The sequence below is a fragment of the Shewanella sp. 10N.286.52.E4 genome (assembly GCF_041468785.1).
Classification (GTDB): domain Bacteria; phylum Pseudomonadota; class Gammaproteobacteria; order Enterobacterales; family Shewanellaceae; genus Shewanella; species Shewanella electrodiphila.
In genome coordinates this window covers 1-13760 of the sequence record NZ_JBFRJJ010000001.1, presented here as the reverse complement: position 1 = coordinate 13760, position 13760 = coordinate 1, and the positions used below count along the sequence as shown (strand labels likewise).

General features: G+C 41.3%; 8 protein-coding genes. 6 read left to right on the top strand and 2 right to left on the bottom strand.

Annotated elements, in window-relative coordinates:
• Position 1: 1 nt before the first annotated feature.
• From lpxB to tilS, 4 genes are all read left to right on the top strand, one after another.
• Positions 2-1150, top strand: a complete 1149-nt coding sequence (lpxB, locus tag AB4153_RS00040; RefSeq protein ID WP_102527894.1) for a lipid-A-disaccharide synthase — start codon at positions 2-4, stop codon at positions 1148-1150.
• 44 nt (positions 1151-1194) lie between these two features.
• Positions 1195-1824 (top strand): ribonuclease HII, encoded by a 630-nt coding sequence (gene rnhB / locus AB4153_RS00035; protein WP_102527895.1) that lies wholly within the window; start codon positions 1195-1197, stop codon positions 1822-1824.
• 208 nt (positions 1825-2032) lie between these two features.
• Positions 2033-5506: a DNA polymerase III subunit alpha gene (gene dnaE, locus AB4153_RS00030; RefSeq protein WP_371995901.1), complete on the top strand. Its 3474-nt coding sequence runs from the start codon at positions 2033-2035 to the stop codon at positions 5504-5506.
• A 76-nt stretch (positions 5507-5582) separates the two neighbouring features.
• On the top strand, positions 5583-7064 hold the full coding sequence (gene tilS / locus AB4153_RS00025) for a tRNA lysidine(34) synthetase TilS (protein ID WP_371995900.1): 1482 nt from the start codon (positions 5583-5585) through the stop codon (positions 7062-7064).
• A gap of 76 nt (positions 7065-7140) precedes the next feature.
• Here tilS and AB4153_RS00020 read toward each other — a convergent pair whose 3' ends face one another.
• Complete coding sequence (locus tag AB4153_RS00020) at positions 7141-8034, bottom strand: GGDEF domain-containing protein (RefSeq protein WP_102527898.1); 894 nt, start codon at positions 8032-8034, stop codon at positions 7141-7143.
• A 192-nt stretch (positions 8035-8226) separates the two neighbouring features.
• On the opposite strand from AB4153_RS00020, the gene AB4153_RS00015 reads away from it, so the two are divergent.
• Both AB4153_RS00015 and AB4153_RS00010 read left to right on the top strand, forming a co-directional pair.
• Complete coding sequence (locus AB4153_RS00015; protein ID WP_229367432.1) at positions 8227-10179, top strand: monovalent cation:proton antiporter family protein; 1953 nt, start codon at positions 8227-8229, stop codon at positions 10177-10179.
• Between the two features lie 120 nt (positions 10180-10299).
• The gene (locus tag AB4153_RS00010) at positions 10300-13560 is read left to right on the top strand and encodes an SNF2-related protein (RefSeq protein WP_371995899.1); all 3261 of its coding nucleotides are present in this window, start codon (positions 10300-10302) and stop codon (positions 13558-13560) included.
• Here AB4153_RS00010 and AB4153_RS00005 read toward each other — a convergent pair.
• Positions 13557-13760, bottom strand: a 204-nt coding sequence (locus AB4153_RS00005; protein WP_371995898.1) for a hypothetical protein, incomplete at its 5' end; no start/stop codon positions are given. The two genes, AB4153_RS00010 and AB4153_RS00005, sit on opposite strands and share 4 nt — an antisense overlap.

The following is a 13760-nucleotide window of genomic DNA, read 5'->3' as shown; positions in this document are numbered from 1 at the left end:
AATGACAAATAATACCCCTCGTATATTTGCAATGGTCGCCGGAGAAATCTCCGGCGATATTTTAGGTGCAGGATTAATTAAATCTTTGCAAAAACAATATCCAGATGCCCGATTTATCGGCATTGGCGGCCCGCAGATGGAAGCATTAGGCTTTGAAAGCTTTTTTTCTTATGAAGAGCTTGCTGTGATGGGGATTGTTGAAGTCCTAGGGCGATTACCAAGATTACTCAAGGTTAGGGCAACGCTAATTGAAGAAATATGCCAAGCGAAACCTGACTGTTTTATTGGTATCGATGCACCTGATTTTAATATCGGTCTTGAGTTAAAGCTTAAGAATAAAGGTATTAAAACTGTTCATTATGTCAGTCCATCTGTGTGGGCTTGGCGTCCAAAACGAATCTTTAAAATAGCGAAAGCCACTAACATGGTATTGTCGCTACTGCCTTTTGAAAAAGCATTTTACGATAAGTACCAAGTGCCTTGCACTTTTGTTGGTCATACATTGGCTGATGATATTCCAATGGAAAGTGACAAACTTGCTGCACGCAAATTACTCGGATTAGATCCTCACGCTGAGTACCTAGCGGTATTGCCAGGTTCTCGTGGTAGTGAGCTTAAACAGCTTGCAGAGCCTTTTATCAAGGCGATTGTCATCGTTAAACAGAAATATCCAGATATAAAGTTTGTCACGCCATTAGTTAATCAAGCTCGCAGAGAACAATTTGTTGCCGCGCTTAAAGAGTTTGCTCCTGACTTAGAAATCGAATTGATTGAAGGGCAGTCTCGTGAAGTAATGGCAGCATCAGATGCAATATTATTAGCATCAGGTACTGCAGCTTTAGAAGCTATGCTAGTTAAACGTCCGACAGTCATGTCTTATCGCGTGAATGGGCTGACATATAGTATCGCTAAAAGACTGATGAGCCTTGAACATTATTCGCTACCCAATTTATTAGCCGATCGCGCTTTAATTCCGGAAGTTGTCCAAGACGAATGTAATGAACATAATATTGCCGCAGCAGTAATTGAACAATTGAATATCGATTTTGCACCTTTGAAAGCAGAGTTTGAAAAGATGCACCTAACACTTCGTTGTAATGCGAGTGACCGAGCTGCCGACGCAGTAATTAAAGTGATAAACGAGCACTAACGAACCATTATCCAAAATAATAACCCATCACAAGAGAAAGTGTCATGAGTAGAATTCCTGCGGTGATAAAAGGCATTACACCTGAACAAGTTGAATACATTAGCCGTGGTGTAGTTGCTGGTGTGGATGAAGTCGGTCGTGGCCCACTAGTAGGGGACGTTGTTACCGCTGCAGTTATATTAGATCCTAACAATCCGATTACTGGATTAAATGACTCGAAAAAACTGTCTGAGAAACGCCGCGACATTTTATTTACCGAAATCATGGATAAAGCCTTAGCGATTAGCATAGGGCGAGCAACACCAGCTGAAATTGATGAGATAAATATTCTCCATGCAACCATGTTAGCAATGCAACGTGCAGTTGCGGGGTTATCAATTACTCCAGAGCGTGTATTGGTTGATGGTAATCGTTCTCCAGACTTTGGCATTCAAAGTCACGCAATCATCAAAGGTGATGGACTCGTTGCAGCTATCAGTGCAGCATCAATTATTGCTAAAGTAACTCGAGACAAAGAAATGACTGAGCTTGATGCGCGTTATCCTCAATATGGATTTGCCAATCATAAAGGTTACCCAACAAAAGCTCACTTTGAAGCACTTGAGGCCCACGGGGTTTTAGATGAGCATCGTAAGAGCTTTAAACCAGTGATGGCGCTTTTAAATAAAAGTTAATTCTCAACCAAATATCTACGTTTAATATAAGTCGGATGAGCTGTTACTCTAATTAATACAGATGGATAGAGTAAATGTTTTTCAGCTCATTTAAAAATCAATCTCGACATCGCAATATTGATAATTCACTATTATAAACTGGGTTAGTTTGCTAATCTGGTCAGCGGTTTTTTCCTTTTAATTAAGCATTCCAAAGATATTATAATCTATGTCCGATCCTCGTTTCGTCCACCTTCGTGTTCACAGTGATTTTTCCATGTCTGATGGCGTGGCAAAAGTTAAACCTATTCTCGCTAAAGCTTCAGAGCTTGGAATGGGGGCTTTAGCCATAACCGACCAAAATAATTTTTGTGGTTTAGTTAAATTCTACGGTGGTTGTCATGGCGCGGGCATCAAACCGATTGTCGGTGCCGATTTTTGGATGAAAGTGCCAGGTTTTGATGACGACTTTTGCGCACTAACCATCATTGCCTTAGATAATGATGGCTATCAGAGTTTGACTCAGTTGATCAGTGAAGCCTACTTACGTGGTCAGATAAATGGTCGCGTTGTAATTGACCAAGAGTGGTTGGTCAAATTTAATAAAGGTATTTTATTAATTTCAGGGGCGAAAGAGGGCGATGTCGGTAAGGCGCTATTAAAAGATAATACAACTCAAGTGACTGAGTTGGTCGAGTTTTATAAAACCCATTTCGAAAATCGATATTTTCTAGAGCTCATTCGAACAGGACGTCCTGACGAAGAACGCTATTTACATATGGCGGTTAAACTCGCCTCAGAAAATGATTTGCCAGTCGTCGCAACCAATCAAGTTGTGTTTTTGAAGGCCGATGATTTTGAGTCCCATGAAATTAGGGTCGCCATTCATGACGGCTTCACCTTAGCCGATCCTCGCCGCCCTAAAAAATACAGTGAACAACAATATTTGCGCACAGAAGAAGAAATGTGCGAACTATTTGCTGATATCCCGTCGGCAATTGCCAATACTGTGGAAATAGCTAAACGCTGTAACGTGACGATTCGTCTAAATGAGTATTTCTTACCTAACTTTCCAACAGGTGACTTATCTATTGAGGATTTCCTCGTTGATATTTCAGAGAAGGGATTAGAGGAACGACTTGAGTTTTTGTTTCCAGACGAACAAGAGCGAATAGAAAAACGTCCAGAGTACGATGAACGCCTTGATGTCGAACTTAAAGTTATTAACCAGATGGGATTCCCTGGTTACTTCTTGATCGTAATGGAGTTCATTCAATGGGGTAAAGATAATGATATCCCCGTTGGACCTGGCCGTGGTTCTGGTGCGGGTTCACTGGTGGCTTATGCGCTTAAAATTACCGACCTAGATCCACTAGAATATGATTTACTGTTCGAGCGTTTCTTAAACCCTGAACGTGTCTCAATGCCTGATTTCGACGTTGATTTCTGTATGGATCGTCGTGATGAAGTCATTGATCACGTAGCCGAACTATATGGTCGTGACGCTGTATCGCAGATTATTACCTTCGGCACCATGGCTGCAAAAGCGGTTGTACGAGATGTTGGTCGTGCGCTCGGTCATCCATATGGTTTTGTTGAGCGCCTCACGAAAATGATCCCAGCTGAACCAGGGATGACACTGACAAAAGCGTTTGAGGTAGAGCCATCGCTTCCTGAAGCTTATAGCGCAGATGAAGATGTTCGTGAGCTGATTGATATGTGTCGCCGCTTAGAGGGCGTGACACGTAATGCGGGTAAACATGCCGGTGGTGTTGTTATCTCGCCAACCGTCATCACAGACTTTTCACCACTATATTGCGATGCTGAAGGTTTAAACCCAGTAACCCAGTTCGATAAGAATGATGTTGAAACTGCAGGCTTAGTAAAATTCGATTTCTTGGGATTAAGAACCCTAACGATTATTGACTGGGCACTGCAAATGATTAATCCACGCCTAGAAAAAGTGGGTGAAGATCCGGTAAGAATTGAATCTATTAGCTTAACCGATCCTAAATCATTCAGATTATTGCAACGTTACGAAACTACCGCGGTATTCCAATTAGAATCACGCGGAATGAAAGATTTGATTAAGCGTCTTCAGCCCGATTGTTTTGAAGACATGATTGCACTGGTTGCACTTTTCCGTCCAGGCCCACTGCAATCGGGTATGGTAGATAACTTTATTGAACGTAAGCATGGCCGTGAAGAGGTGTCATACCCTGATGCTGAATATCAGCATGAGTCATTAAAAGAGCTGTTAGAACCGACCTACGGCATTATTTTGTATCAAGAACAAGTAATGCAAATTGCACAGGTACTTGCTGGTTACACCCTTGGTGGAGCAGATATGCTTCGTCGTGCAATGGGTAAGAAAAAACCAGAAGAAATGGCTAAACAGCGTGGCACCTTCGAAGAAGGGGCGATCAACAACGGTGTAGACGGCCCCTTATCGATGAAAATTTTCGATTTGGTTGAAAAATTCGCAGGTTACGGTTTTAACAAATCTCACTCAGCAGCCTATGCTTTAGTGTCATATCAAACCCTATGGCTCAAAACCCATTACCCTGCTGAATTTATGGCTGCGGTAATGTCTGCAGATATGGATAACACAGATAAAATTGTTATCTTAGTCGATGAATGTGAACGAATGGGGCTACCGCTTATTCCACCTGATGTGAATAAAGGCCTGTTTAAGTTTACCGTCGATGATGACCTTAATATTGTTTATGGTATTGGTGCGATTAAAGGTGTGGGTGATGGTCCTGTAGAGTCCATTCTCAACGCGCGTAAAGATGGACCTTTTACCGATTTATTTGACTTCTGTGCACGTATTGATCTTAAAAAGCTTAATAAGCGTGTGATTGAAAAGCTTATTTGCGCCGGCGCATTAGATAACTTAGGCCCACATCGTGCCTCGATGATGGCCACCTTGCCAGAAGCGATTTTAGCCGCAGCACAACATGCTAAAGCTGAAGCCATTGGCCAAAACGATATGTTTGGCTTATTAAATTCAGAGCCTGAAGACAACAAACAAAACTTTGTGCAATGTGCAACTTGGCCTGACAAGATATGGTTAGAAGGTGAGCGAGATACGTTAGGATTATATCTAACTGGTCATCCAATCAACCAGTATTTAAAAGAGTTAAAGCAATACACTTCAGGTCGTTTAAAAGATGTTCACCCAACTGATCGCGGCAAAACCATGAAAGCGGCAGGGTTAGTGATTGCTACCCGAGTGATGATTACTAAACGTGGCTCAAAAATGGGCTTAGTCACCTTAGATGATAAAAGTGCGCGTTTAGAGGTTATGCTATTTACTGAAGCATTTGAAAAATTTAACCACCTTTTAGAAAAAGATAAGATTCTGATTTGTGAGGGTGAAGTTAGCTTTGATGATTTTGCTGGCGGTAATCGTATGACCGCCCGAAATATCATCGAAATAGGCGAGGCTCGCAGTCACTTTGCTAATGCGGTAGAAATTAATATTACCGCTGATGATATCAATCAAGCTTGGCTAGAGCAGTTCGAGCAGGCATTATCACCATGGAAAAATGGCAGTGTACCGGTGATTATTCATTATCAGCAGCAAGAAGCGGCGGGGCAGTTAACCCTAGGTGATGAATGGCGGGTGAATCCAACTGATGAACTGATGTTAGCCATTGAAAGCTTAGTTGGCTCTAAAAATGTGAAAATTGTTTTTTAACTGATTAATATGTTCAATGATGATTATTGCTTAATGAACCATGTCTTTGAGCCTGCTACTTATGGAATTAACTAAGATGACAGTGAATGATATTTGTCAGGCTCTTGAGCGTTATACCTTACCTTTAATGCAAACACAGGCTATAGCAACTGAGCCTGTGACTGCCCAAGCCTTGAACAATCAATCAGCGAAGTTAGTATTAGCTTACAGTGGCGGTGTTGATTCGGAATGCTTAGCGTATGGGTTAAGTTTGTTTGCGCAGAAAAATCCTCATATTCCTTGTCTATTAGTTCATGTACATCATGGCTTAAGTGCTAATGCAGATACTTGGGTTGAACACTGTATTTCTCAAGCTACCAAGTATCAATTACCTATTCAAATTGAACGGGTTAATTTAACTAAAGCGCCGCGTAAAAGTTTAGAGGCAATAGCGAGAGAAGCACGTTACAACGTGTTTAAAAAGTATCTTAATCCTTCCGATATATTACTTACAGCTCATCATCAAGACGACCAACTTGAAACACTGTTATTAGCGTTAAAACGTGGGCAAGGGCCTAAAGGCTTAGCTGCTATGGGGGGCATTCAGTCTTTTAATCAACACAGCTGGATTGTTAGGCCATTGCTGGATGTCTCAAAAGGGCAAATTGAGTCATTTGCTGCATCTGTGGAGCTTAAACACATTGAAGATGAAAGTAATCAAGACGAGCAATTTGATCGAAACTTCTTACGCCAAGATATTATTCCACGTTTGAAACAACGTTGGCCAAGCATTGCAGTCACCGCTTCAAGAAGTGCTAACTTGTGTGCTCAGCAGCAACAAGTTATCGAGCAAGAAGTGAATAATCGCTTACCGGCATTTATTGATGATTCAGGCGCTGGTCACTATTCCGCTTTTAAATTACTAGAGTTGCGAGAGCAATCGACTCAATGGCAAAGCTTATTACTTCGGGGCTACATTCAATCTCAAGGGTTTAATTTGCCATCCCAGTCTCAGCTGGAGCAAGTACTAGAACAAGTGCTATATGCCGCTGATGATGCCAAAGTCGATGTGCATTGTGGCGACTATTCAATAAAGCGTTTTGCAGGTAAAGCTTATATTGTTTCTGCAATTAAGCTGACTGAGTTGGCGAAAGAGCAGAAGCTGATTACAGATAAACTGGTCAATTTTGTTAATAAGCCTCAGTCAGAGCTAATTTCGGGTGCTTTTTTTGAGTTACAGAGCTCTGAGTTACCGAGCTCTGAGCTAATAAGCACTGAAGCTGGCATTAATCGTTTGAAGGTGAATGTTGTAACAGATGGAGTGCGGTTAAGGCTGCCTAATGGTGAACAAGTGAGTGTGGTATTCGGCGCTAAAGGCAGTACACGTTGTCAGCCTCACTTTAGAGATAAAGGACGTGAGCTTAAAAAAATATGGCAAGAACTTGCCGTGCCGCCTTGGATCAGAAGTCAAATTCCACTGGTTTTCTATAACGATAATCTTGTTGCAGCAGTGGGACTTTGGGTCGATAAGCGTTATTTAGCCAAGCAGCAAACATTGGGATTTGTTTTTACGTCTTAATATCTCAACGATAAAACCAATGCACTTAGTTTAATAAAGCCTCTTAACTACTGGATATACTAATTCGCATATCCAGTTAAAGGTTTTTGTTGCTCATTTTAAAGCAATTTCTTCCAGCAGCTTTCGCACTATATAGTGCTTTATCAGCGGCTTCATATAACTTATCTTGCACATTTGAAACGGTCGAATCCGTCACACCAATGCTGCACTGAACATTAAAAGCGTGCATTAATGGGTGCTCAGCCATTGCTGCAATAATGCGTTGACACAAAGGTGTCATTTCGAGTTCATTTCCTTGAGCTATAATAATAAATTCATCACCACCAATGCGGAACGCTTGGTCGGTATTGCGAATGGCTTCATTGATTAATTCCGCAAATTCAGACAATACCGTGTCACCTAACTTGTGACCGTGTTTATCATTTAGACTTTTAAAATTGTCTAAGTCTAAAACTAACAAAGCAATATCACCTTGGTTACGATTAGCTCTCGCCAATGCATTTTTAATGGTTTGGCGATAGTAGTAACGATTGCCTAAACCGGTCAACGCATCAAACATGGCTTTATTAGACATTTGATCAAATTTAATCGCATTAAAAAATGGCTGAGAAAACAAAGATTCAAGTTCGTTTAATTGCAGTGTTTGGCTCGGTGTTAACGGCGCTGTTAGATAATATTTAATGCTGTATGGCTCACCAAACCCACTGATAACACGTTGTTGGTTTAAACCATGACAGCGTCCCCAGTTAAGTTTGAGCTGTTGATTAAGTTGCAACCCTTGGATCGGCAATAGTTGGCCGAGCGTTTTGCCGTAGCTGGCAAACACTGTTCTAGGGTCTAAACTCGAATGCATTTGCTGCAGGATATTCATCAAATTACGTTCTGAGTTAGCGCTGTTATATTTTGTATAAGACGCTGATTTACCCCAGTTTTGTTCTGGATATGGCTGTGAAGCAATTGCGTAATCCATTGTTAGTACCTCATTCAATGATTGCTTCCTGCAAAAAGTGGTGAACCGTTTGTTATTAACTTGTATAACTAATGCAAAAAGTGCGCCTACTATTTTTTATACCTTATTTTCATATAGTTATTGTTAATGAATTACTTTGTTAATAGACTGTTTCTTTAATCGTTGGTTTTTTGACTCGGAGAACACGTATTTATGGAGCACAGCATTTTTATCCATATTCTCTCAATGTTGGTGATTGCTATTGTGGCAATTTCAATACTTCGACGATTTGGATTGCCGCCTATTCTTGCTTATTTACTGACAGGTGTTGTGAGCGGCCCTAGTGGTTTTCATTGGTTTACTCAACAACAAATGCACTCTGTGGCTGAGCTTGGAGTAGTATTACTGATGTTCAGTTTAGGGCTTGAGTTTTCGGTACCTAAACTTTGGTCAATGCGGCGCACAGTATTCGGTTTAGGTAGTGCGCAAGTGACTTTTACTGCACTCATTGCAGGGTTAGTGGCTTTGCTATTTGGGCAAAACATGATTTCAGCTGTGGTGATTGGTTCTGCAGTGGCACTCTCTTCAACTGCAATTGTCCTTAAGCTAGTCAATGAGCAAGGCTGGATGCGAAGACGGCATGGCGAGCTATCGGTCAGTGTGCTGTTGTTTCAAGACATTGCCGTCGTGCCTTTATTGATTGTATTACCGCTATTATCAACCAACGGCGAGCCGATAGGCTTTCTTGAAATTGCATGGGGAATGCTGACAGGGATCTTAGCGTTTATTGGTTTAATGTCTTTTGGTAAGTGGATCCTACCGCGCATATTTGATGAAGTTGCACGCTCTCGCTCAAATGAGTTGTTTGTTCTTTCAACCTTGGTTGTTGTATTAGTGACGGGTGCGTTTACTCAGTGGCTTGGGTTATCAATGGCGCTTGGGGCATTTATTGCTGGCATGCTATTAGGTGAAAGCCAATATCGCCGTCAACTTGAAGCCGATATAAGACCGTTTCGTGACTTGTTAATGGGTCTGTTCTTTATTTCCATTGGTATGCTACTTGATTTCTCAATTGTCGCTGAATTTTGGTGGCAAATATTATTGATCCTAATCGCGGTGTTATTAACTAAAACCATAGTGGTGTTTGGGATCCTTAAACTGGGTGGTGAGCAATTTAAAGTCGCGTTAAGTACAGCTATCAGCCTTGCACAAGTAGGCGAATTTAGTTTTGTCGTGCTGGCGCTAGCGGTTAATTATGAACTGCTTGAAACTCAGATGAGCACGATATTTGTCATGGTTGCGGTGCTTTCAATGTCGATAGCGCCATGGCTTGTCAGAAATAGCCTTATTATTGCGCAAAAGATTGAAGGTAAAACATCAAAAAAATCGACAATAGAAGATGAGTTTCAATTACCACCACCAGAAGACGGCGATTTGGTATTGATCTTAGGTTATGGCCGTGTGGGCCAAACCATTGCCCGCTTTTTAAAAACAGAGGCTGTGCCTTTTGTGGTGTTAGATTTAGATCCTAAACGTGTGTCCGAAGCCAAACTTGCTGGTGAGCCCGTATTCTTCGGTGATGCTTGTAAAATGGGTCTGCTAAAACAAATTGGTATTCGCCGCGCCAGTATGGTGGTGATTACCTTTGGCGAATCAAGGCAAGTTGAAGATTGTTTAGCATTGTCGAGAAAGCTTGCCCCAGAGACTAAAATTCTTGTCCGCACCACAGATGATGCGGAGCTTGATAGCTTAAAGGAAATGGGCGCAACACAAGTTATCCCCGAAAAACTAGAAGGCAGTTTGATGCTTGTGTCACAGGTACTTTATAAATGTGGTGTACCTTTGCCGCGAATTATTAAGCGTCTTGAATCAGAACGACGCAATCATTATCAATATCTGCACGGCTTTTTTACTGGGGCAGAAACCGACTTCACCCTTGAGTTATTGCATGCGGTGTCTTTAGATACAGGTTCTAACGCGGTAGGTAAGACGTTGACGGCTATTCCATGGTCTGAGTTAGGGGCTGAAATACGCGCTGTAAGGCGAAAAGGAGAGGAAATTAGTCCTCCGCCTGAGGATTGGGTATTTCAACGTAAAGATATCATTATGTTAGTGGGAAAACCCCGTGCAATAGAAACTGCTGAAGAGTATTTATTGCAAGGGTGATGGTTTTTTTTGAAGATGGCCGAATACAGTAGAATTTTGCCATCTTCTTCCATACAATGGATGGTTACGTTCGTTGTTGTGTAGCCAATTTTTCTTGCTACAGCTTGTATGGAATAGTGCATGTCGGCCAAATTATTTAATCTTCCAATTAAAATTAGCTTAGACCTTATTGCTAAGTTATTTTCTTCTGCTCAACTTCAAAAAGCACAGAACTATCTAATTGAAGGGCGTGTACTTGAAGTACATGCAAGCCAAGAGAATCATAATATTGAATCTTACGTGGTGGGCTCTGCGATTGAGCCTTATCGACAAGATATAACCTTGGTTAACGTGAACCATAAAATTGTGATGAAATCTCATTGCTCTTGTCCTGTTGCAAGCAACTGTAAGCATGTTGCAGCAGCACTCTTAGCCCTAATTGACAAAAAACCAGTTGAAGAGCAACGCTTAAGTCAGTGGTTAATGCAGTTAGAAAAACAAGATCTTATTAATCCAGTCGAAGAAGAGGACGAAGAGAAAGATCGTATCATCTTCTCTTTATCTAGCGATCATCATGGCATTTTTGTTGACTTCAAGCGCAGCAAATTGAATAAGAAAGGCCAATACAACAAAGGCAGTAAAGTCGCCTTAAACGATGTTAAGTATCATCTTCCTTGGTGGATTAACCCTGAAGATAGCCAGATAATCAGCTTGTTATTATCTTCTTCAAAAAGTGCCTCAAAGATTTATCTAGAAGGTGAAATTTGTGCATTAGCATTGAACAAAATGCTGGAATTAGGCACATGTTTTTGGGAAGAGAGTCGCACACCATTAGCAATAACACATCCCGTAGCTCCCGATTTTGTTTGGCAAGAAACTGATGCACGTCATACGCAAATTAGTATGAGCATGCCTGAATTAGACAACTGGGAATTTATTGCCACTTGTCCGCCGATGTTCGTTGATTTGGACTATTTAAAAATTGGTGCAGTTGCAACGGATTTAACTGTTGAAAAGCTCAAGCTATTACAACAAATGCCGCCAGTGCCGCTGGATAAGGTCGACTCGATCAGCGACAAAATGCTACGTCATTTCTCGCCTAAAAGTGTGCCTGTTCCCAGTGAGATAGAGTTTCATGAGATTGAAGATCCATTAAAGGTAAAATTAACCTTTACCATGGTGCAGCTCAATGACAGCGCGGTGCTTCAACCAGTATTACAACTTGAGTTTGCTTATGGTGATATTGCGATTGCAGGTAAAGTGAGTCGTGAGAAAATCAGCTTAATTAAACAAGGTAAGGTGCAATATCAAATTCATCGAGAACTAGAAGGTGAAGCACAAGCAATAGCATGTTTACAAAGCCTGCAGTTACAAGCCATTGATAATAGTTTATTAACTTATACCAATCATTCAGCCTGTTTTTATAGTCTAGGTTTGATGCCTGAAATGGTGAACGAATGGGCGCAATTAACCACGTTTGGGATCATGACCTTAGAAGACTTAGGTTATGAAGTTGAGTTTGCTCCTGAGTTTGATCTCAACATTATTGATGCAGACATCGAAGTCGATTTAGATGACGATGAAGACAGTGGTTGGTTCTCATTATCACTGAATGCGGATATCGAAGGCCAAAGCGTGCCTTTATTGAGTTTAGTTGCTCGTTGGCTACAGCAAAATGGCGAGCCTGATGATGAGCAAGAACTTATCCTACCAGGGCCAAATGGCCGATTTGTGAAGATAAAAGCCAAAACCATTAAACCTTTGATTTCGGTAATCCAAGAACTGTTTCAACGAGGCGGCGGCGACTTATTAGAAGTGCCACGAAATCGTGCTGACTTACTCAATGAGTTATCTGAAAGTGATATCCGTTTATTAAACGGTGAGCGCGTCAGGCACCTTGCGACTAAATTGTCAGAGTTCAAAGGTATTCAAGCTGTTGAGTTACCAACAGGCTTAAATGCCACGTTACGTGATTATCAAAAACAAGGCTATGATTGGCTTTGTTTCCTGAAAGAGTACCAATTAGGCGGGATCCTTGCCGATGATATGGGCTTAGGTAAGACGCTTCAAACACTAGCATTTTTGTTAAAAGCAAAACAGATGAAAGCATCTGCAGCGAGTACCAGCTTAAATACTCCAGCAAGATCGACCTCAGGGAAAACCAGACCCAGCCTGATTGTTTGTCCTACCAGCCTTGTCGGTAATTGGTATAAAGAAGCACAGAAATTTACCCCAGATTTAAAAGTGCTGGTGGTACATGGCAACAAACGCCAAGCACTGTTAGATAAAATTGAAGATTTTGATGTCATTGTGACCACATATCCATTAATTTTGCGCGATGAAATGGTTTACAGTGAATACAGCTTTGAGCACATCATTTTAGATGAAGCGCAGCAAATCAAAAATGCCCAAGCAAAAGTGACTCAAGCGCTGAAAACCTTTAAAGGCCAATTCAGATTATGCCTTTCGGGTACGCCGCTTGAAAACCATTTAGGTGAATTAAAGTCGTTAATGGACTTTTGTTTACCCGGGCTTTTAGGTCAGCACGCCTACTTTAACAAAGAGTTTAGAGGACCGATTGAAAAGCAAGCTGACACTGAAAAATCAGCGATTTTGCTTAATCGTATTGCGCCTTTCTTATTACGCCGTACTAAGATTGAAGTGATGTCGGAACTGCCTGAAAAAACCATCATTGTGCAAACGCTTGAGCTTGAAAAAGACCAACGTAATTTATATGAAAGTATCCGTTTAGTGATGGAGAAAAAGCTGCGTGAACTGTTTGCTAAACAAGGTGTTTCAAGTAGTCATATTGAATTTTTAGATGCATTACTTAAGCTACGCCAAGCTTGTTGTGATCCACGCTTAGTGAAACTCGAACAAGCTCAACATGTTGAGAATAATGCCAAACTAACTTGGCTAACTGAAAACGTACCTGAAATGGTGGAAGAGGGGCGTAAAATCCTCATATTCAGTCAGTTTACTGGGATGCTTGCGCTTATCGAGCAAGAATTTATCAATATGGGGATTAGTTACAGTAAGCTCACTGGGCAAACCCGTAATCGTCAGGTTGAAATTGATGCATTCCAAGAAGGTGAAGTACCCGTATTTTTGATCAGTTTAAAAGCTGGCGGAACAGGGCTTAACTTAACCGCTGCAGATACTGTGATCCACTTTGATCCTTGGTGGAACCCAGCAGCTGAAAAGCAAGCAACTGATAGAGCGCACCGCATAGGGCAGCTAAATCCTGTGTTTGTTTATAAGTTGATTGCCCAAGGTACAGTTGAAGAGAAAATTCAAGAAATGCAGCAGCATAAACAAAGCTTAGCTGACAGTATTTTAGCGGGTAGTGCCAAGAGTCAATGGCAAGGTAATGCGGACGATTTATTGTCATTATTGCGTTAGTTAACAACGGTTAGTTTCACTGTGACTGTGTATTCACTATGGCGATTATTGATAGTTTCTGGCACTTTATGCTGGTCGAAACGGGGTAGGAGTCGCTCATTTCTACCCCAAATTTGTTTACTATTTTGAAAAATCAACGTAGTGGTGCTCTCTTGATTTCCAAACTTCGTTTGGATTAATGTCAAGGTCGTGGCGCTTCG

What these genes read in the sequence shown, in the direction of transcription:
- AB4153_RS00015 (WP_229367432.1), top strand. Translation starts at nt 8,227, where the DNA reads ATGGAGCACAGCATTTTTATCCATATTCTCTCAATGTTGGTGATTGCT.
- AB4153_RS00010 (WP_371995899.1), top strand. Translation starts at nt 10,300, where the DNA reads ATGTCGGCCAAATTATTTAATCTTCCAATTAAAATTAGCTTAGACCTT.
- rnhB (WP_102527895.1), top strand. Translation starts at nt 1,195, where the DNA reads ATGAGTAGAATTCCTGCGGTGATAAAAGGCATTACACCTGAACAAGTT.
- tilS (WP_371995900.1), top strand. Translation starts at nt 5,583, where the DNA reads ATGACAGTGAATGATATTTGTCAGGCTCTTGAGCGTTATACCTTACCT.
- lpxB (WP_102527894.1), top strand. Translation starts at nt 2, where the DNA reads ATGACAAATAATACCCCTCGTATATTTGCAATGGTCGCCGGAGAAATC.
- dnaE (WP_371995901.1), top strand. Translation starts at nt 2,033, where the DNA reads ATGTCCGATCCTCGTTTCGTCCACCTTCGTGTTCACAGTGATTTTTCC.
- AB4153_RS00020 (WP_102527898.1), bottom strand. Translation starts at nt 8,034, where the DNA reads ATGGATTACGCAATTGCTTCACAGCCATATCCAGAACAAAACTGGGGT.